Genomic DNA, 19,362 nt, shown 5'->3' with positions numbered 1-19,362 from the left:
ATTAAAGAGTATACAAAAGAGGAGTGCGATAATATGAAGACCCAAAACCACCGTCATGTATTACGAAATACTTATCTAGTAGGCTTAGCGACAGCATCAACTATCCTTACGCTATCATTAAACATTCCGCCAGTTTTAGCTGCAAACCAAGAACCAATCATACATCCCTTATCAAACACAAAGAATCAAAAAGAACGTGTCCAAATCAAACGCGTAATCTATTTTCACCTCTTAAATGGGGTTAAAAAAGTGGAACAAATGTCTTATGCTCACCGTGAAGTACCAACTAATCCAACCAACAAGTCCATATGGATTATTGAACCTTTTGAAGAAGTTAATATCCCTGAGCAAGCTGGTTTTAAACCATCAATGGATAAGATCCCAACTGTTACAGAGATAGAGGATCTTTCACAATTAAAAAGTACCGTAAATGTTTATTATCAGCCCCTTAGTAAAGATAAAGGAGCGAAAAAGGATAGTGAAAAAAATACTTTAGAAGAAAAGCAGGGGGAGAAAACAGAAAATAAGAATAAACTTAATACGGAAGGGAAGGAAAAAGAGGAAAAGCAAGATTTACAAGATAATTATCCTAGAGAAGAAGATCCGGGGGATGATAATCAAGTCACGGAAAATCACGGAGAGGTAAACAATACAAGAAAGCAGCAGAATTTACATCAACGGATAGCAGGTATTAATAATCGACTAAATCGTTCACATCAGGATGGACGCAAAAACGATAGTGCGGACCAGCAAATACTTCCACAGACAGGAAATGAGACCGATAATTTAACAACTTTTCTTGGCTTGGGGATAACAATAATGGTTGCAGGGATAAGTCTTTTTTCGTTAAATAGAGCGTACAAAAAGAAATAAAGCAAAAAAATTGATAAAAGGACTTGCATTTTTAATTTTCTAATAGTACTCTAATGTTATTGGGAAACGAAATGGAGGAAATTAAAAATGCTAATTTACAATAAATCGATTATTCATCACCTAACCTCCACCTCAACCACAACAACAATTACCGTGGTTGAGTAGTTTTACATCTCTTAAATTTGTTAGCAATAGCTATTCAAGATGCCTCAACCACTTATCAAAATTGACAAGGGTTGTTAGGGGGACATTTTGGGTAGCTTTTTTATTTGAAGTGAGGTTAGAATGATGGATAATCAGAAAAATGAAGTTAAATTAAATCGGACAATGACTCCTGGACAAATGGAAATGATTGCAATTGGTGGGACAATTGGTAGTGGTCTTTTCATGGGAGCCACATCAACTATTAAATGGACTGGGCCTTCTGTCTTATTAGCATATGCCTTTGTAGGATTAGTCCTGTATGGTGTTATGCGTGCGTTAGGAGAAATGATCTACATCAGTCCTGGAACTGGTTCCTTTGCGGACTATGGATCTAAATATATTCATCCCTTAGCTGGATACCTGACAAAGTGGAGTAACGTCTTTCAGTTTATTATAGTTGGAATTTCAGATATCATTGCTATGAGTCAATATCTTAATTATTGGTGGCCTAATTTACCAGATTGGATTTCTGGATTAGTAATGATTATTTTCTTAACTCTTGCAAACCTTGCCTCTGCTAAGGCATATGGTCGTTTGGAATTTTTGTTTGCGATGATTAAAGTTGTTACGATTATTGTTATGATTATTCTTGGGATGTTAGTAATTGTCCTAGGTTTAGGGAATAACTGGCATCCAATTGGGATTTCTAATTTATGGTCACATGGTGGATTCTTTACAGGTGGATTCATGGGGTTCATGTTTTCATTATCTGTAATTGCTGGATCATACCAGGGTATTGAATTACTGGGGATTACTGCTGGAGAAGCAGCCTCCCCACGTCATGCGATTGTTAAGTCAGTTAAATCTGTTATTTGGCGAATTTTAATTTTCTATATTGGGGCAATTTTCGTTATCGTTTCCATTTATCCATGGGACGAGTTAAAAGCAGTTGGATCACCGTTTGTTGAGACATTTACAAAAGTCGGAATTACTGGGGCAGCTGGTATTATTAACTTTGTTGTTTTGACTGCTGCTTTGTCTGGTGCTAACTCAGGAATTTATAGTGCTAGTCGGATGCTTTTTAAACTCTCAGTTGATGGTGAAGTTCCAAAAGTCTTTAGTAAATTGTCAAAGCGGGTTGTACCAAACGTTGCGATCTTAACAATTGCGTTTTGGATTTTTCTTGGATTCATTATTAATATGTTTTTATCAGCAGTTGATTCAGCTTCGGCAAATATCTTCGTAATTGTTTATAGTTCAAGTGTTCTTCCTGGGATGGTACCATGGTTTATTATTTTAATTTCAGAATTAAACTTCCGGCGTAATAATCCAGCCGAATTAAAGGATCATCCATTCAAGATGCCGTTTTATCCAGCATATAACTACTTTAGTTTGATTGCGCTGAGTATTATCTTACTGTTTATGTTCTTTAATCCCGATACACAGATTTCAGTCAGCATTGGGGCCGTTTTCTTAGTTATCATGAGTATTATCTACAAATTAAAAACTCAGCGCCAAGATAAATTAGCATAAAAGAATAAGTACTCTCGAAACAGATTGTTTTGGGAGTATTTTCTTTTATCAATTAAAATGATAAAATACTTCTACGAACATACGTTTAAAAGGAAAGGTATTTTAGAACCATGCGATTTCGATTCAATAAAAAGACCCAGTATTTACTTTTAGCTTTAGTAGCGATTCTCGGCATTGGGAGTTTTTCCCAGCCATCTGATAAGGGAAGTACCTTACCGCAGGGAATCCAACGGGTAGCGTCTTGGCGTCATTCCAGCAATAGCAATCGATCATCATCTTCTTTTACGCCACCGACCCAAGAGCAGGCTACAAGTGTTCTTTCTAATGGTGTCCGTCAGCAGTTAGGAACATCGGATATAAAATGGAATGGTTACGGAGCGTTTATTTTAAATAACAATCAGACAGCCTTGAACACAAATATTAATAGTGCACCATATGCAGTTAATCGACGTGATTCGCGTGGACGAGCGTGGCAAGGAGACGCCTGGCTAAATCGAACAACACGACAGTATCATAATCGGAATGAAACTGGAAACGGAGCCACTAATTGGAAACCCGCTGGATTTTTACAAGCTCATAACTTGAAAGGAGGTATCTCCCATGCTTATGATCGTGGACACTTACTAGGATATGCGTTAGTAGGTGGTATTCGCGGTTTTAATGCTTCGGAGTCAAACCCTGATAATATCGCAACTCAAACTGCTTGGGCCAACGAAGCTCGAAGCAGTACATCAACTGGGCAAAACTATTATGAAGGTTTAGTACGAAAGGCTCTTGACCAAAACAAACAAGTTCGTTATCGGGTAACAGATATTTATGATGGTAATAATTTAGTACCTTCTGGTGCCCATATTGAGGCCAAGTCAAAAGATGGTAATTTGCAGTATAATGTCTTTGTGCCTAATGTTCAAAATAATATTAGTATAAATTATGCAACTGGAGCAGTAACTCAAGTAAACACGAATTAGAAAATGTTATTATAAGAGGAGGGGGTGTGACATGAGTCAGGTTCCCTTCATAAAAGACAAATAGCGTAGTACAATATGGCCTCCAACGCTCGGTAAAGCCGAACACCGGAGGCCTTTTGTTGCTTGCAGGGGTTCCCGGGATAGCTTCGCGTCGAAAAACGAAGTCACGAGTGACTTCTGTCTCGCTCCTTCAACTGCTTTCACGAACAATTGCAAGATAACGTGGAACTAGCTTAATCCATCACTTTATCGAGAAGGTTATTTCCTACTCCCTTTATTTATCGTCTACGTATAAAAACAACAATAGGAACCTACTGTAGAGATAAAATATTTCGATGGTCACTTGCAAAATTGGTTTAAATAAACGAAAATAAAAAGAGTTAATATTGTTTAGAAAAGGACTACGCCAATGACAGATTCAGATCTAAAAAAGATTCATATTGTTTTTAATGGTCAGGATACTCCACCGTTAAAGATTAGCCAGCTTTTTGATACTAATAAGTTTAATCGATTAACAGCAGTTACTGGTAATGTGACTGCCGACTTTATTAATCAGTATCTAAGTCGATTCATTAAAGTTGAAATTGCGCTTAGCAGCCCTGAAAATTATGAAGCTAAAACTGGTGATGAAGTAATCACTAAGGTAGCTTTAACTAATGCATTGCTATCTGCTGCTAATAAAAAGCCTGCTAAGGTCTTTGAAGCATTAACTAGCGACAATCAAGCAAACGTGTTGAATAATCTTTTTCAAGTTGCAATTGCACCAACCCAGGCTATCCATTCACGTTTTTATCTCCTAAGTAATTCGGAGACCCATGATACTCGTGTGATTTTGGGAAGCCTTAACTTAGACAGTGCTTCATTTGATAAAGAGCGTAACCAATATGAAGAAATATTAGTCTTTGATAATGACATTCGGCTATTTCAAAATCTTGATAATCACTATAAGAACGACATCAAGCCAGTTTTGCGACCTTTTTTTACCGAAAATCTTTTAAATGCAGCACAAAATCAAATTGATGAGAGCCTAAAAGATAATAAAGAAACTAAGAAGGCGGTTGTAATTCTTGATAATGAAGTTACCGATCAAATTGCAGCGGCAGATATGACCGACTTAATTAGTCATGATGTTCAAAAACAAATTGATGAAAATAGAATTCCCGCAATGATTACTAAGTCAATGCGGAATATCACGACTAACCGTTCTCAAGATAAAGAAGAAGCAGAACGACAAATTCAACAACTCGATACAATTTATACTTTACAAAAAACAGCTGTATCACCACGAGCAGCTAAGCCGAAATTAAAATCACGGGAAAAGATTTTTAAACAAGTTCAGGATGCATTGATTAGTGGAATGACACCACAACAACGGTCAGCAGAGAAAAAATATACAACGTTTTTATATGATCGTCCGATGGAAAGAAATCTAGTTACCAATAATAGTGGGCTATATGTTCCAAATGATACTGGAACTCATCCAATTCAGTTTGGAAAGATTGCGACCATTAGTCAGATTCGTGATGGATTAAAGAGTATTGATGCGGTATTAAAAGGGTATCAGCAATACGTTGTTGACTACAACGATGATTATGGCAAACGATTCTATGAAGCTATTTTATATAGTTTTACAGCACCATTTTTATGGGAAATTCGTGCGAAAGCTAGTTTGAATCCTGAAGATGGTAATGATATTCCTAACTTCTTAATTTTAGGAGCAACTGCTGGTTCTGGAAAGTCAACTTTATTACGGATTATCAATCAATTGACATGGAATACTGATCGATCATTAATTGATTTTGGAACTATTTATCCTACAGAAACACCACAGAAGAAAGCAAAAACTGTTGATGCAATCGAGCACTACATGAAGCTTGGAAGTTCATACCCAGTTTTAATGGATGAGATTGAACCATATTTCTTCCAACAGGATCAATATAGTCGACACTTAGTTGTTGATACGATGAATGAATTGGTCAACAATCCACATGCAATTGCTCCATTAATTGGAACAACTAACTATGATTCAGGTTTTACTATGCTTCGTGAAACTGCACGGCGGACCTATTATCTTCAAATTGATAAGGTTATCGATGATCAGCAAAAAGGAGAGGCTAATAAATATATCTATAACGTACGACAAACCTTAAATAATACGCTGTTCAAGGATTTTGTAATGCGGATGGCAAGCTTATTAGAGGATGATGAAACACCATGGCGGGCATTCGATGAGAAAACTGGGAAACTTGACTTCTTAGCAAATACTCGTAAGATTTTCCGCGATTACTATCAAATGGCGGATATGGAAGTACCTCCTTACTTTGCGGATGAAATTTGTGATGACTTTAAGGAAAGTTCTCGTAACCGTTGGGCTAAGCTTTATCTAACACAAGAAGAAGACTTTAAATACCGGCAACAAGATCATAGCTTGTTATTTGATATCTCAAAACTTAATACTTTCAATGGGTTTACTGCCGATAGTATTGAAAAATATCGGAATGCATTACCAATTGAACTTTGTGTAGATGGTATTAATGGTAAACGTGGTAAGTTTGTGGAAATAAAAGCCAATGAATTCTTTAAATGGATTGGTGAACGAAATCCGTATGCTGAAGATATTGAGAAAAATGAAGCAAATAATGAAGAAACGTTAACTACGAATATAGCTGAAAAAGTTACGGAATCGCCTGTTAAAGAACAAAAGAAGGGATTCTGGGCACGATTATTTGGCTAATATAAAAAGGTCTGGGACGCAAATAGCATTCAAGACCTTTTTATTTATTATTAATTTTTTGTGTCTTTTGTTTCAGATTCTCAAGCCGATTTATCAAAGGTTTTGCATATTTTATATAGAGTGAATTACTAAGGAGCCAATTGTGAAAACGTGGAGAGATTTTAGTGATACACCATATTGTGAGGAGGAAAAATGGAACCTGAGGAATTACAGGAAGAAGCATCCCGATTATACCACCGACAAATGAAATGCTCCCTAACAAGATCCATCCAAGTTTTAATACTAACTTTAAGATCATTAAGAATTCCTCCTTTCTTTCATATTATAGTTACTATTATTTTATCATGAGCAAACGATAAAAGGGTGAGGAGCTGTTTAAGTTTTTATTACATTTAAGTTAAGGAGAGAAATAAATTGACATTCTATACAATTAGCTATTTATCAAATCACCAACAAATGAATCAACTATTCAATTATATTGCTATTATCATTTTTATACTTTTGATTGCAGTAATGACTCTTTTATATTTACGGCATCGCCTTATTACCCGTTATCGTGATTTAGGGATAATTTTCTTCCTGCTATTATTACTCTTCATTGGCTTTCAAGTTACTGATATGGAAAGAAGTACAACACAGCAATCGCAAACAACTCAGATGATTCCTTTTATTAAGGCAGTTGCCCGGGATCATGATGTTTCTCCACAAAAAGTAGTTGTTAACTCCACAACTTTAACAGATGGGATCCTTGTCCGAATTGAGGATCGTGATTACCGTGTCAATTTAAGTCAAACAGGAGATAATTATACCCTTACACGAGCACATGTTGTTAATCATCAGGTTAATTTAATGAAGTAGGAGAGAAGAATGGATAATTATTCGTTAATCATTATAAAGTTTGTCCTTGGCATGTTATGTTTGATTCTTCAGATTAACTTACTGGGGAAAGGGAATCTTGCGCCAACTTCCGCCATTGACCAAGTACAAAATTATGTTTTAGGTGGTATTATTGGTGGAATTATCTACAATAGTGATATTTCTGTTCTTGAGTTTATAATGGTACTTTTAATTTGGACATTAATTGTATTTATTGTGAAATTTGCTAAGGATCATAACATTTGGGTGAGAAGAATCATCGACGGACGACCACAAATATTAATCCAAAATGGCCAAGTCTTAGTAGAAAATTGTATGCGTGCAGGAATTAGTGCTAATGATCTTATGTTTCGGCTTCGAGGTCACGGAATTTATGAGGTTGCTAAAGTTAAAAGCGGAATTTTAGAGCAAAATGGTCAGCTTGTAATCATCGAAAATGACGAAGAGAATGTTCGGTTTCCGTTAATTAATGATGGTCAGATCAATATTGATGTAATGGAATTAATTCATCATGATGAGCAATGGGTATTTGAACAAATTCGCAAAGCAGGATATAACAGTGTTGATGACATCTATCTTGGTGAATATATTAATGGCAAATTAACCTTAATTCCATATCCAAAAGCTTAAAAGGCAATCCCCTTTATAATTTTCAAGCGTATAATAAGAGTAAAATACGATAAGAAGATGATTTAATGAAAAAATCGTTAAAAATTGCTGGAATTAGTATTGGTAGTCTAATTCTTCTTGCTTTTGGTATTCAGGGGTTCCTATTACGAGGTACGCCTGGACAATCCTTGTCACCGCAAAATTATCAAAGGAATATAGAGTATTCCTCTGTTCCGACCTTGCTTATTCCAGGTTGGGGTGGGAGTACAATTACTTATAATAAGATGATTAAGTACTACCAGCAAAAAGACATTGCACAAAAAGTTCTAACTGTCTGGGTTGCCCCTAATGGACGTATCTGGACAGAAGGGAATTTTGATGGGCAAAAGAATGGCTTAATTCAAGTCTTGTTTACTTGGAACTATAACGGTACATATCATCCACAAATTAAGCAACTTACGATTGTTTTGAATTATTTGCAGAAACATTATCATATGCAGAAAATTAATGTCGTCGCCCATTCATATGGAGGGACAGAATTCATTCATGCTTACATGAGTTCAAAATACCTTCAAGATCATATTCGGTTAAATAAGGTAGTCTTTTTAGGAGTACCGGTTGAAGAAAGTCTTAGTGATCAGCTAAAATATCGCTATCATTTAGTCAATAAGTCTACTGATAAAAATTTTCAACGGCTATTTTTGGAGATGAAAAATTGGCAATTAAATTACCCTGTTGAGATCTATAATTTAATGGGGAGTGAGGAAGGCAGTAAAATGACTGATGGGTCGGTTCCGCATATCCAATCAGAAATGTTAAAATCATTAATTAAAGCCCATCCATCGATTAAGTATCATCAAAAAGTATATTCAAAGACCACTCACTTTCAATTACACCATCGGACAAAAGTTTTGAATGATATTGCTAATATTTTATGGGGAAGGAATTAAAATGAATAAAGAACATGGTCAAGTAACTGGAATTATATGGCGTGGACCTGATGATTTAGCCGTCTACCAACGATTAAAAAAATATGCTGATAAAAAGAATATTTCAGTTTCAAAGGCCGCCAAGCAATTACTTATTACCGCCCTCAACAAAGATTAAAAAATCCTAATTGGTTAAGCTCATTATTCCATGATAGAATTTTAATTGAACAAAAAATTAAAGGGGAGTTCACTTAATGACAAATCCAAAAAGTAAAACAGTATATTTCTGTGCGGGGTGGTTTACTGACAAGCAAAACAAAGCTTATAATAACGCAATGAACGCAATTAAAACGAATCCGACAGTAGATGTAGAAAATTCTTACGTACCATTACAACACCAATATAAAGGATTACGGGTTGATGAACATCCAGAACTCTTGCAAGATCGCGAATGGAGTACAGCAACTTACAATGGTGATCGTGTAGGGGTTTCAACTTCTGATATGCTTTTAGCAGTCTACATTCCTGAAGAAGAAGATGTCGGAATGGGTGTTGAATTAGGAATGGCACGTGCACTAGGTAAATATATCTTGGTAGTGATTCCTGATGAGGACTTTGGTAAACCAATCAATTTAATGAGTTGGGGAATTGCAGATAATTTCATTAAAATGTCGGAACTTCCTAATTACGATTTTAATAAGCCATCTTACAATTTTTATGATGGCGGAGTATATTAATAAAAGATGTGTGATCTTTTAGGTCACACATCTTTTTTATAAAGTCTTAGTTTACATAATATTTTTAACGGTGAATGAATTGCCGTTCAATCTCGAATAGTAATCCAGAATGATTATTGTCAAATTTTGTAACTTTATCAGCAACTTTCAGTAAGTCATCAGTAGCATTTTTCATTGCATATCCATAACCAACTTCCAGCAACATCTCAATATCATTTGAAGTATCCCCAAAGGCAACTACTTGATCTAGAGTCCCCCCGAGATATTCTTCAACTAATATTTTCAAGCCCAACGCCTTATTTACGCCTTGCGGTAGAATATCAATTCCATAAGCTCCACTATAAGTCGCCTGAATTAGGTCTGGAAACTGCCGGTTTAATTGATTTACATATTCTTGAATAATAGTCTGGGGTAATTTACGCTTAGCCCAGCCAATGTTTAAGTTATAAATTGGCTCAGTGACTTTTTGAAGATCAGAGAAATATGTATGGTGGGGATAAAAAGGGACCGGAATATTTCGATACTGCTCAGCAATTATTGTTTGCGTTTCTCCAGATAAAGATAAGATATCAGGAATAGGAAACGTGTTCTCGATAAAAGAATAAAGCTGTTGCAGGGTCGTAATTGAATGTGTTTTTCCGTAGATGGATTTGCCGTTTATTATCAGTCGTCCGCCATTTTCTGCCACAAATTCTTTTACAAGTGGACAAGGCCGAAAGATCGTTGACAAACTATCGTGACTATTCCCACTTGCAATAATAAAGTGATAGTTTTGCTGTTCCAGTAGTTCAATGTCTTTATTTAAACGGTTAACGTCGAATCTATCATTATCATCTAATAAGGTCCCATCAACGTCAATTGCAATAAAACGGTATTTTCCCATCTAATTACCTCTCTGAATACTAATTTGCAGAAGGATCTTGTATTTTTTCTGCAGTAGTTTGATTTTTAAGCTGTTGCTTTAGCTGTGTATTTTCTTTTTGCAATTGCTCAACCTTTTTTTGAGACTTTTTTAATTCGTCCTTACTAACCCGCGATGATTGTAGTTCTTTAAGTTGCCTACTAGTTTTGAGATGATTGGAAAATGATAGTAAGTAAATGATGATTGCTCCAATAAGTAAACAGATAAAGATTAAGAGTACTAATGGCATTTTTACTTGTGCTCCAAAAAAGTTGACTACTACGGTTGCTGTATTTAGTAAAGCAAAAATCGCAATTATGATTAAGATAACGATCGAAGCAATGGTTGTTGATTGCTTTTTCATGGAAATTCCCCCTCATGTTTTTTGTAACATATCTATTATATTAACTTAAGAGGGATTGGTAAAGGAAGAGGAGAGAAGTAATCTAAAACCTAAATGCGCTATCGTTTCATTTTCTCGGCATATAAGCCGTAATGGATAAACTTTTTTGAATAATACCTGCTATTAAAAGTACTATCGAAATTTCAGAAAAATTTTGTATTCTAGCTGGTTAATGGTTGCCATCCAAATTTCTCTTTAAGCCCTAGTGGTTGTTGCGAAATTTGCAATAGCCACTAGGGCTTTTTTGGTGCACAAAAATTGCCGAATTGCACTATTTGTGCACCAAACTTACAAACTTTAACCATTTCATACCATTTTAACTAAACAAAAGCTCCGATAAAATGCCGTTATATCAGCATTTTATCGGAGCTTCTTTTTTATACAATCTTACGAAAATGCGTCCCCCGAGAGTCGAACTCGGATCATGAGGACCGAAATCTCATGTGCTATCCATTACACTAAGGACGCTTTATAACTCTATTTTAGCGCATTCACTAAAAAAATAAAGAGAATTTATCAATTTTCCTTAAAAATAATGGATAACAATACTATTTTAATTCAAGTACTTATCTAAAAAGTCCAGCACAATCTTAAATACTTGTGGTTGAAGAAACTTTACATCCATATGGCCTGCTCCTTCGATTTCGTATAGTTCAGCAGGAACATTATTTTCAACTAATGCATCATAAAGCTTTTCACTATCTTTAATTGGAACAATAACATCCTCTGTTCCATGAAAGATAAGGAAGGGCGTAGAATTGGAATTTACATAGGTGAGGGGATTTGCAGCAGAATCAAGTTCAGGATCATTTTCAGGCTCAGCACCAAGCAAATTACGGTAAACAAAATCAAAATCATTTGATGCACTTCCATTTTTAGCTGTCAATGGATCAACAACACCATAAAAAGGAACCGCTACTTGAACATCACTGGAATAATCTAAATTGGTACCCTTATCGAATTGGTTAAGACCGTTAGTAACACCCAGCATACTTGCCATATGACCTCCAGCTGATTCTCCCATGGCGATAAAGCGATTAGGATCAGCCTGAAAGCGCTTGGCATTGGCTCTCATATAGCGAATAGCGGCTTTCGCATCTTCTAATTGCCCAGGAAACTGAACTTTATTGCTATCACGATATTCGACACCAACGACAATATAACCATGACGAGCAAAATCAACCAAATTTGGTAAATGAATATTGTGATCAGTATCCATCCAGCCACCGCCAGCAAACCAAAAAATTACCGGATACCGTGTATTATCATTAGTCTGAAAATGCCGAATCACTGAAAGCTTCAAATCACGCGTTGCATTACCAAGCCATCCAGGAACTTACGTATATGTAATATCTGAATCTAGCCATAAACCGTCACGTACTTGATCAACTTTAATCGTATGTTTCATGCTAAAAACTCCTTTTAAAATATTTTTGACATATACTTCAGCAATAGTATTACATAAATATTTTAAAACGCAAACCCAAAGTGTTAGTTTAAAGTAAAAAAGTATTGAATAAATTCTTTTAAAAAAGCTAAAAATAGGTATTCAGGAGGAAATTATAAATTCAGTCGCATTAAAACTATAATTTTAATGACAGGTTAATTTTAAAATAAATCATTCCCTCTTTACGTATTCACTAGCAACTTTGCTTATTTTATGGTTAGATTAACTTAAATATATATTTATAAGGAGCGATCCATCTATGGAAATTCAATACTGGGCTGATATCGCGTGCCCATACTGCTATATGGGAATTACACAATTACAACGGGCACTTAAGGAATTAAAGATTGCCGATCAGACACCATTAAAATTTATGTCATTTCAACTAGATCCAACGTTGCCAACAACAACTGATTTATCAATGACAGAATATTATGCAAAAACTCATCAACTAACTAAGCAAGAAGCTATTACACAAATACAAAAAATTGATCAACTTGCTGCCGATATTGATTTACCAATTAAGATGGAAAATGCGATTCCTGTTAATACATTGGCTGCTCATCGCTTAATAAAATACATTGAGAGTTTAAATAATCAAGCATTACTTAATAAAGCTGTTAAACGTCTTTATCAGCTTTATTTTAATGATAATGAATCAATTGCTGATTATGATGTTTTAACTAATGCAATGGTTGAAATTGGCTTACCCGCGACTGATATTAAAAAAATTCTTGAATCTAATCAGTATGAAGATGAAGTTCGAAAAAATGAACGGCGCGCATTTATGATTGGTATGCCAAGTGCACCGCTGTTTGTAATTAATAATAAATATTCAATTACTGGTGCGCAACCTTATGAAGTATTTTTAGAAGCTCTGAAAAAAGTAAATAATCCAGCTAAATAGGATTCAAGCAAATCAGAAGATAATTTCTGGTTTGCTTTTTCATTTCCCCTGCTCTATTTACAAAAGAAAAACTGTAATTCTTTATAAATTCTAATCATCCGGGTAGAATAAAGCTTGAGGAGGTCCTTAAAATGAAGGTAACAAAACTTGTTGTAGGAATTATTATGATTGTGCTAGCTATTATTATATTTGTTCAATCGCTTATAAGTGGATTTGGAAATTCTAATGCTGCAATTCATATTTACGCCGGAACAGCTGAATTAATCGTTGCACTGTTATACCTTGCTTCTGGAATTGTCTATATCGCTACTTGTGGTATTGATGGTTTAGGCGGTGATATTGCTGGATTATCGATGATGTTAATCAGCTGGATTTTAGGCTTGTTAACGTGTAAGATCTATCTTCCATTGCAATTATGGGCATGGTTGGCTTTAATTATCGGAGTCGGCTTCTTTGTTTGGCATATTATGTTACGGCGCGAATAAAAATTATACTAGTTATTGGACAATCTAATGAGGTTTACTTTTAGCCTACATTAGGTTGTTTCTTTTTAATTTAAAAAACAAAAAACAGCAAGCAATTTTACTTACTGTTTTAACTAATTGGGCTAGCTGGATTCGAACCAGCGCATGACGGTACCAAAAACCGTTGCCTTACCGCTTGGCTATAGCCCAATACTATATTGTATAGCAACTTTACAGTTACTAATGGAGGATACAGGGCTCGAACCTGTGACCCCCTGCTTGTAAGGCAGATGCTCTCCCAACTGAGCTAATCCTCCAAAAGTGACCCGTGCGGGATTTGAACCCACGATACCAGCGTGAAAGGCTGGTGTCTTAACCACTTGACTAACGGGTCATTTTTAATTAAAAGCGGGTAACGAGAATCGAACTCGCGACAACAGCTTGGAAGGCTGTGGTTTTACCACTGAACTATACCCGCATATCAGCGACAAATATAATATTATCAAGTTATTCGATAAAAAGCAATACTTTTTTGGGAAAAGTTTAGTTCCCAAAAAAATAATTGGTATTTACTCCTGTATTGTATGTTATGAATTAAGAACTAAATTCTAGGGCTCTACGATTTTAACAACAAAAAAAGCATCTAAGAAATAATTTTCTTAGATGCTTAGCCAGATCGGGAAAACAGGATTCGAACCTGCGACCCCCTGGTCCCAAACCAGGTGCTCTACCAAGCTGAGCTATTTCCCGAAATAGTGCCGAGGACCGGGATCGAACCGGTACGGTTATCACTAACCGCAGGATTTTAAGTCCTGTGCGTCTGCCAATTCCGCCACCCCGGCATAATGAACTGGCTAAGCGGAAGACGGGATTCGAACCCGCGACCCCCACCATGGCAAGGTGATGTTCTACCACTGAACTACTTCCGCAAAAGTGACCCGTGCGGGATTTGAACCCACGATACCAGCGTGAAAGGCTGGTGTCTTAACCACTTGACTAACGGGTCATTTTTTACATATTAAAAACTCATCTTTCACAACGTTATTAATAATAACAACTGATCTATAAAATAGCAAGAACTTTTTTAGTTTTTTCTAAAAAAGTTCTTGCTATTATCAATTTTTGCTTTTAAGAGACAGCAAAAAGACTGAAAAATCTAATTTCTCAGTCTTTCAAATTCATATACTTAGATCAAGTGCACTCCCTTATCAACATAAATAGTATCGCCTGTAACTCCTGTTGATAAGTCACTCATTAAGAACGCACAGACATTCCCAATTTCGCTAATAGTCACATCTTCTCCGTCAACGGTTCTTGCCTGGGACATCTTTAAGAGCTCATCATGGCCTTTAATACCAGTAACTGCTAATGTCTTAACTGCTCCAGCAGAGATGGCATTAACACGAATTCGGTTTTCTCCTAAATCACGTGCTAAATAACGAACACTAGCTTCTAGAGCTGCCTTAGCAATCCCCATTACATTATAGTTAGGGATGGCACGTTCAGAGCCAAAATAAGTTAAGGTAACAATACTTGCAGGTGTATTTAATAGGTTCAACTTCTCGGCAACCTTGGTGACAGCAATAAGGGAATAAGATGAAATATCTTGGGCAATTGCATAACCCTTGCGACTGGCTCCAAGAATTGAGCCGGCTAATTCCTCCTTTTTTGCAAAAGCAATTGCATGGACGATTCCGTCTACTTTTGCAAAGCGTTCTTTAATAGTTGTAAAGGCTTGTTCAACACTTTCATCGTCCGCTACATCACATTCAACTAATTGATTTTCATCATCTACTAACCGTTGTAGGCTCTTTTTTATCCTTGGGTTCTGATAAGTATAAATAATTTGTGCACCTTGTTCGGCCATCATTTGAGCACATCCCCATGCAATAGACCGTTTATTAGCCACTCCCATTACAACTATCTTTTTACCTGTTAATATATTTCCCATTTTATCCTCCTTAAAATTCGCGGTAACGTTTTTTTCTATTTGCTAAAAGTTGATTTGGCGATAATTCTTGCAGTTTGTTTAATCGTCTTAGTAACACTTGCTCGATATCTCTACAGACTTTGCGGTGGTCTTCACTTTCTGGAATAATCCCTTCGATAATCCTTTGGTTTAATAACGCTTGAGGTACCATTTTCATTAATTCTGCAGCTTTATCTGCTTTAGTGCTATCTTTCCATATGATAGAAGCGAAACCCTCAGGAGATAAAATAGAATAAGTGCTATTTTCTAACATCCATACTTCATCACCACACGCTAATGCCAACGCTCCTCCGCTACCACCTTCACCATAAATAACCGTGATAATCGGAATGGCAAGCTGACTTATTTGTAAAATATTTTGTGCAATTGCACTTCCCTGCCCATTTTCTTCTGCTTCTTTGCTGGGAAACGCTCCCGCAGTATTAACAAAACAGAATACTGGTCGCTTAAATTTAGCTGCCTGCTTAACTAGGCGAAGCGCCTTGCGATAACCGCTAGGCATTGGTGAGCCAAAATGTTTTTTTAGCTTCTCACCTGTTGTTTTTCCACGATCAGTGGTAATGATGGTAACGGCTTGATGATGGAAAGTAGCAAGTCCACCGACTATTGCCGGATCATCCCCACCAACTCGATCGCCGTGTAACTCAATAAAATCTGGGAAAATATTTTGGATAATCTCCATCCCCGTAATTTTATTATCACTTCGCGCACGTTTAACAATCTCGCTTGCAGATAATTGTTTATTCATTAGCAACGCTCCCTGTTCTTAATAGCCATTCAAGAAGCTTCTTTTCATCTTGACGTTTTACAATTCGATCAATAAATCCATGATTCAGAATGTTTTCAGCTGATTGGAGATCGTCAGGAATTTGTTGATGAATCGTCTGTTCAATAACGCGTCGGCCAGCAAAACCAACTAGTGCATGGGGCTCTGCTAGAATAATATCTCCGTCCATCGCAAAACTAGCTGTGACCCCACCTGTTGTTGGATCAGTTAACACAACAATGTATAAAAGACCTGCCGCAGAGTGCTCATTTATTGCTTGCGAAATCTTGGCCATCTGCATTAATGACATAATCCCTTCTTGCATCCGGGCCCCTCCTGAAGCCGTAAATAAAACTACTGCCTGGCGATGGGTCGTCGCATATTCAAATAAGCGCGTTATCTTTTCGCCTGTAACGGTTCCTAGTGATCCCATAATAAAGGTTGGGTCCATAATTCCTAATGAAAATAGCTGATCATTAATTGAAGCCTCACCTGTTAAGACTGAGTCATTCAGCTTAGTTTGCCTTTGAAGTTTCCTTATTTTTTCTTGGTACCCAGGAAATTGTAACGGATCCTTTGTTTGGAGAGTGCTATCAAACTCTTTAAAAGAATCTACTAACCATGAAAGTCGATGGCGGGCACTTATCCGTAACCCATAGTCACAGTTAGGGCAAACAGCATATTCAGTTAGCTGCTTAGCAAATAGTAATTGATGACATTGTGGACATTTCAGCCACATTTGATCGGGAACTTTCTCATCGGCATTTTTATCTGCTTTGATATGACGTTCACTTAAAGTATTATTTTGATCATATAATTTCACGCTGTCAGCCCCTTCTTCCACTGTGGCAAGAAGGAGTCTTCAAGAAACGTTGTTGAAGCTGTTCCTGCCAGAAATTTAGGATTGTTTAGAATTGCTAAATGGAAATTTTGATTTGTTGTTACACCCGTAATCACCATTTCATTTAAAAGGCGTTTAATTTTTTCAACGGCTTCTTGGCGATTATGACCAAGGGCAATTACCTTAGCGATCATCGAATCATAATATGGAGTAATCTTGCTGCCTGGATAAATAGCAGTATCAATTCGCATCCCCAAATTACCTACTGGAAGATACAAGTAATTAATCGTTCCAGTTATTGGCATGAAGTTTTGTCTAGGATCTTCCGCATTTATTCGACACTCAATGGCATGTCCACGAACCTGAATATCCTGTTGAGTGAAGGGGAGCGGGTTATTAGCAGCAACAATTACTTGTGCTTTCACTAAGTCAATCCCAGTTACCATTTCCGTCACTGTGTGTTCGACTTGAATACGGGTGTTCATTTCCATAAAGTAAAAATGATGATCCTTGTCCATTAAAAATTCTATTGTTCCTGTATTATGGTAGTTAATCGAGTTAATTGCTCGCATGGCGATTTGCCCTAATTCTTTTCGCTCTTGCTCATTTACTAGGACACATGGACTTTCTTCAATCACTTTTTGCCTATTTCGTTGAATAGAGCAGTCACGTTCAGGAAAGAACACAGCATTACCAAAATTATCGCGAAATACTTGGACCTCAATATGTTTAACATTTTCCATAATTTTTTCAAGGTACATTCGGTCGTCATTAAATGAGAAACGAGCTTCGTTTTGTGCTTCACTAAATATTTGTCGCATTTGGTGACTATCATTAATTCGTCGTATCCCTTTGCCGCCACCACCAGCAGCTGCTTTTAACAAAATTGGGTACCCAATTTTGTTTGCAACCTCAACTGCCTCGTTAACATCGGTAATATAATCGTCGCTCCCGGGAATTACAGGCACGCCTGATTTTTTCATTTGTTCTCGAGCATGCTCTTTATTTCCCATTAAGTCAATAACTGATGCTTGGGGACCAATAAAAGTAATTCCACATTCCTCACACATTGTGGCAAATTCAGCGTTTTCTGATAAAAAACCAAAGCCGGGATGAATTGCTTGAGCACCAGTCCCAAGAGCAGCCTCTAAGATATTTTTAGCATTTAGGTATGAATCTTGGGCCCGTGCTGTTCCAACACATACCGCTTCATCAGCCAATTGAACATGTAAGCTTTCACGATCAGCGGTTGAATAAATAGCAACGGATTTAATTCCTAATTCACGTAATGAGCGAATTATGCGTACTGCAATTTCACCCCGATTTGCTACCAATACTTTTGAAAACATTGAATCACCTACCCAATCATAAAGGTTAATTCGGCTGTACAAACTTTTTTTCCATTGACGGTTGCAATTCCTTTACCGATTCCAATATTTTTCCGTACTTTTTCTAAATTAACCTCTAATCTTAATGAATCACCAGGACGAACGACTTTTCTAAATTCAGCTGAGCGGATTCCGCCGAAATAGGCTGTTTTACCTTTAAAATCTTCTTGAGATAGTAACGCTACAGCTCCGGTTTGGGCTAATGATTCAACAATTAGCGCTCCTGGTAAAACAGGATTATTAGGGAAGTGCCCATTAAAAACCTCTTCGTTAATCGTTACATTCCGCCGGGCAACTGCTTTTTCACCGGGAATTAATTCATCAACTTGATCAATTAGTAACATTGGATAACGATGGGGAAGAATTTGCTGAATCTCCGTTATATCTAAAGTTTTATTAGGCATTATCTTAATCCTCCTCAATTGAGAATAGTGGTTGTTCAACTTCTACTAATTCCTCATTACTTACGTGAATTGCAGTGACCGTGCCATCAAAGGGGCTTTTAATCTCTGTCATCATTTTCATTGCTTCAATGACGCACACTACATCCCCCTTTTTTATGTGACTTCCATTTTTAACATAAGGAGCTTCATCCGGTTTAGGTTGAAGGTAAATGGTTCCTACTAATGGAGCGGTAATATCTTTCGTAGGCACAGTCTTTTTCTTTGGTTTCTCTTCCGCTGGCTGATTATGTTGATCATTTTCAACTTTATTAACTGAGCTTGAAAGTTTATGTGTTTGTTTATTTTTACTTAAATAAAGTTGAAAAGAATCCTGAGTTATTTCGAGTTCGCGAATATCAGAATCTTTAAAACTTTGCATCAATGCTTGAATTTCCTTAAATTCCAAGTA

Annotated in this window: 20 protein-coding genes, 9 tRNA genes and 1 pseudogene; 11 read left to right on the top strand and 19 right to left on the bottom strand. The window is 36.5% G+C overall.

Going from position 1 to position 19,362, the window contains the following annotated elements:
• The first annotated feature begins 33 nt into the window (after positions 1 to 33).
• The 4 genes from H5R88_RS08135 (at position 34) to H5R88_RS08120 (ending at position 6,252) form a co-directional block, all read left to right on the top strand.
• Positions 34 to 873, top strand: coding sequence for an LPXTG cell wall anchor domain-containing protein (locus H5R88_RS08135; RefSeq protein WP_231824866.1), 840 nt, complete (start codon positions 34 to 36; stop codon positions 871 to 873).
• 285 nt (positions 874 to 1,158) lie between these two features.
• Complete coding sequence (locus H5R88_RS08130) at positions 1,159 to 2,550, top strand: amino acid permease (protein WP_182578929.1); 1,392 nt, start codon at positions 1,159 to 1,161, stop codon at positions 2,548 to 2,550.
• Between the two features lie 110 nt (positions 2,551 to 2,660).
• Positions 2,661 to 3,518 (top strand): DNA/RNA non-specific endonuclease, encoded by an 858-nt coding sequence (locus tag H5R88_RS08125; protein ID WP_182578928.1) that lies wholly within the window; start codon positions 2,661 to 2,663, stop codon positions 3,516 to 3,518.
• A 409-nt stretch (positions 3,519 to 3,927) separates the two neighbouring features.
• Positions 3,928 to 6,252 carry an Aq_aa27 family P-loop NTPase gene (locus tag H5R88_RS08120; protein ID WP_182578927.1) on the top strand — a complete coding sequence of 775 codons (2,325 nt, stop codon included), beginning with the start codon at positions 3,928 to 3,930 and terminating at the stop codon, positions 6,250 to 6,252.
• Positions 6,253 to 6,292: 40 nt separating this feature from the next.
• On the opposite strand, the gene H5R88_RS08115 is transcribed toward H5R88_RS08120, so the two are convergent.
• The gene (locus tag H5R88_RS08115; RefSeq protein WP_182600754.1) at positions 6,293 to 6,550 is read right to left on the bottom strand and encodes a DUF454 family protein; all 258 of its coding nucleotides are present in this window, start codon (positions 6,548 to 6,550) and stop codon (positions 6,293 to 6,295) included.
• A gap of 116 nt (positions 6,551 to 6,666) precedes the next feature.
• On the opposite strand from H5R88_RS08115, the gene H5R88_RS08110 reads away from it, so the two are divergent.
• From H5R88_RS08110 to H5R88_RS08090, 5 genes are all read left to right on the top strand, one after another.
• Positions 6,667 to 7,110: a DUF3290 family protein gene (locus H5R88_RS08110; protein ID WP_182578925.1), complete on the top strand. Its 444-nt coding sequence runs from the start codon at positions 6,667 to 6,669 to the stop codon at positions 7,108 to 7,110.
• Positions 7,111 to 7,119: 9 nt separating this feature from the next.
• Complete coding sequence (locus tag H5R88_RS08105) at positions 7,120 to 7,758, top strand: DUF421 domain-containing protein (RefSeq protein WP_182578924.1); 639 nt, start codon at positions 7,120 to 7,122, stop codon at positions 7,756 to 7,758.
• Between the two features lie 65 nt (positions 7,759 to 7,823).
• Entirely contained in the window at positions 7,824 to 8,687 is an 864-nt protein-coding gene (locus H5R88_RS08100) for an alpha/beta hydrolase (protein WP_182578923.1), read from the top strand.
• Position 8,688: 1 nt separating this feature from the next.
• Positions 8,689 to 8,844, top strand: a complete 156-nt coding sequence (locus H5R88_RS08095) for a hypothetical protein (RefSeq protein ID WP_182578922.1) — start codon at positions 8,689 to 8,691, stop codon at positions 8,842 to 8,844.
• Between the two features lie 76 nt (positions 8,845 to 8,920).
• Positions 8,921 to 9,403: a nucleoside 2-deoxyribosyltransferase gene (locus tag H5R88_RS08090; RefSeq protein ID WP_182578921.1), complete on the top strand. Its 483-nt coding sequence runs from the start codon at positions 8,921 to 8,923 to the stop codon at positions 9,401 to 9,403.
• 64 nt (positions 9,404 to 9,467) lie between these two features.
• On the opposite strand, the gene H5R88_RS08085 is transcribed toward H5R88_RS08090, so the two are convergent.
• The 4 genes and pseudogenes from H5R88_RS08085 to H5R88_RS08070 all read right to left on the bottom strand — a co-directional run bounded on the left by H5R88_RS08085 (position 9,468) and on the right by H5R88_RS08070 (position 12,115).
• Complete coding sequence (locus H5R88_RS08085; RefSeq protein WP_182578920.1) at positions 9,468 to 10,286, bottom strand: HAD-IIB family hydrolase; 819 nt, start codon at positions 10,284 to 10,286, stop codon at positions 9,468 to 9,470.
• Between the two features lie 19 nt (positions 10,287 to 10,305).
• On the bottom strand, positions 10,306 to 10,668 hold the full coding sequence (locus tag H5R88_RS08080) for a LapA family protein (protein ID WP_182600753.1): 363 nt from the start codon (positions 10,666 to 10,668) through the stop codon (positions 10,306 to 10,308).
• A 435-nt stretch (positions 10,669 to 11,103) separates the two neighbouring features.
• Positions 11,104 to 11,175: transfer RNA gene (locus H5R88_RS08075), tRNA-Arg, on the bottom strand.
• 85 nt (positions 11,176 to 11,260) lie between these two features.
• Positions 11,261 to 12,115: pseudogene (locus H5R88_RS08070) on the bottom strand (alpha/beta hydrolase fold domain-containing protein).
• A gap of 298 nt (positions 12,116 to 12,413) precedes the next feature.
• Here H5R88_RS08070 and H5R88_RS08065 point away from each other — a divergent pair.
• Together H5R88_RS08065 and H5R88_RS08060 are read left to right on the top strand one after the other, a co-directional pair.
• On the top strand, positions 12,414 to 13,061 hold the full coding sequence (locus H5R88_RS08065) for a DsbA family oxidoreductase (RefSeq protein WP_182600752.1): 648 nt from the start codon (positions 12,414 to 12,416) through the stop codon (positions 13,059 to 13,061).
• Positions 13,062 to 13,192: 131 nt separating this feature from the next.
• Positions 13,193 to 13,546, top strand: a complete 354-nt coding sequence (locus H5R88_RS08060; RefSeq protein ID WP_182578916.1) for a hypothetical protein — start codon at positions 13,193 to 13,195, stop codon at positions 13,544 to 13,546.
• A gap of 117 nt (positions 13,547 to 13,663) precedes the next feature.
• Here the strand turns inward: H5R88_RS08060 and H5R88_RS08055 are convergent.
• The 14 genes from H5R88_RS08055 to H5R88_RS07990 form a co-directional block, all read right to left on the bottom strand.
• A tRNA-Gln gene (locus tag H5R88_RS08055) sits at positions 13,664 to 13,735 on the bottom strand.
• A gap of 34 nt (positions 13,736 to 13,769) precedes the next feature.
• Positions 13,770 to 13,842, bottom strand: a tRNA-Val gene (locus H5R88_RS08050).
• 5 nt (positions 13,843 to 13,847) lie between these two features.
• Positions 13,848 to 13,919 (bottom strand) — tRNA-Glu (locus H5R88_RS08045).
• Positions 13,920 to 13,932: 13 nt separating this feature from the next.
• Positions 13,933 to 14,003, bottom strand: a tRNA-Gly gene (locus tag H5R88_RS08040).
• Between the two features lie 198 nt (positions 14,004 to 14,201).
• A tRNA-Pro gene (locus H5R88_RS08035) sits at positions 14,202 to 14,275 on the bottom strand.
• Between the two features lie 6 nt (positions 14,276 to 14,281).
• Positions 14,282 to 14,367, bottom strand: a tRNA-Leu gene (locus H5R88_RS08030).
• 15 nt (positions 14,368 to 14,382) lie between these two features.
• Positions 14,383 to 14,454, bottom strand: a tRNA-Gly gene (locus H5R88_RS08025).
• A 5-nt stretch (positions 14,455 to 14,459) separates the two neighbouring features.
• Positions 14,460 to 14,531, bottom strand: a tRNA-Glu gene (locus H5R88_RS08020).
• A gap of 180 nt (positions 14,532 to 14,711) precedes the next feature.
• Entirely contained in the window at positions 14,712 to 15,476 is a 765-nt protein-coding gene (gene fabI / locus H5R88_RS08015) for an enoyl-ACP reductase FabI (protein WP_182600751.1), read from the bottom strand.
• A 10-nt stretch (positions 15,477 to 15,486) separates the two neighbouring features.
• Positions 15,487 to 16,263 carry an acetyl-CoA carboxylase carboxyltransferase subunit alpha gene (gene accA / locus H5R88_RS08010; RefSeq protein WP_182600750.1) on the bottom strand — a complete coding sequence of 259 codons (777 nt, stop codon included), beginning with the start codon at positions 16,261 to 16,263 and terminating at the stop codon, positions 15,487 to 15,489.
• The gene (gene accD, locus H5R88_RS08005) at positions 16,256 to 17,104 is read right to left on the bottom strand and encodes an acetyl-CoA carboxylase, carboxyltransferase subunit beta (RefSeq protein WP_182578913.1); all 849 of its coding nucleotides are present in this window, start codon (positions 17,102 to 17,104) and stop codon (positions 16,256 to 16,258) included. Before accD ends, accA begins: the two co-directional genes overlap by 8 nt.
• Complete coding sequence (gene accC, locus H5R88_RS08000; protein WP_182578912.1) at positions 17,101 to 18,471, bottom strand: acetyl-CoA carboxylase biotin carboxylase subunit; 1,371 nt, start codon at positions 18,469 to 18,471, stop codon at positions 17,101 to 17,103. Before accC ends, accD begins: the two co-directional genes overlap by 4 nt.
• An 8-nt stretch (positions 18,472 to 18,479) precedes the next feature.
• Positions 18,480 to 18,914 (bottom strand): 3-hydroxyacyl-ACP dehydratase FabZ, encoded by a 435-nt coding sequence (gene fabZ, locus H5R88_RS07995; RefSeq protein WP_182578911.1) that lies wholly within the window; start codon positions 18,912 to 18,914, stop codon positions 18,480 to 18,482.
• Positions 18,915 to 18,918: 4 nt separating this feature from the next.
• Positions 18,919 to 19,359, bottom strand: coding sequence for an acetyl-CoA carboxylase biotin carboxyl carrier protein (locus H5R88_RS07990; RefSeq protein ID WP_182600749.1), 441 nt, complete (start codon positions 19,357 to 19,359; stop codon positions 18,919 to 18,921).
• Positions 19,360 to 19,362 lie beyond the last annotated feature (3 nt).

It is taken from the genome of Limosilactobacillus agrestis (assembly GCF_014145585.1).
Taxonomy (GTDB): domain Bacteria; phylum Bacillota; class Bacilli; order Lactobacillales; family Lactobacillaceae; genus Limosilactobacillus; species Limosilactobacillus agrestis.
This window is presented reverse-complemented; position numbering and strand designations above follow the sequence as displayed.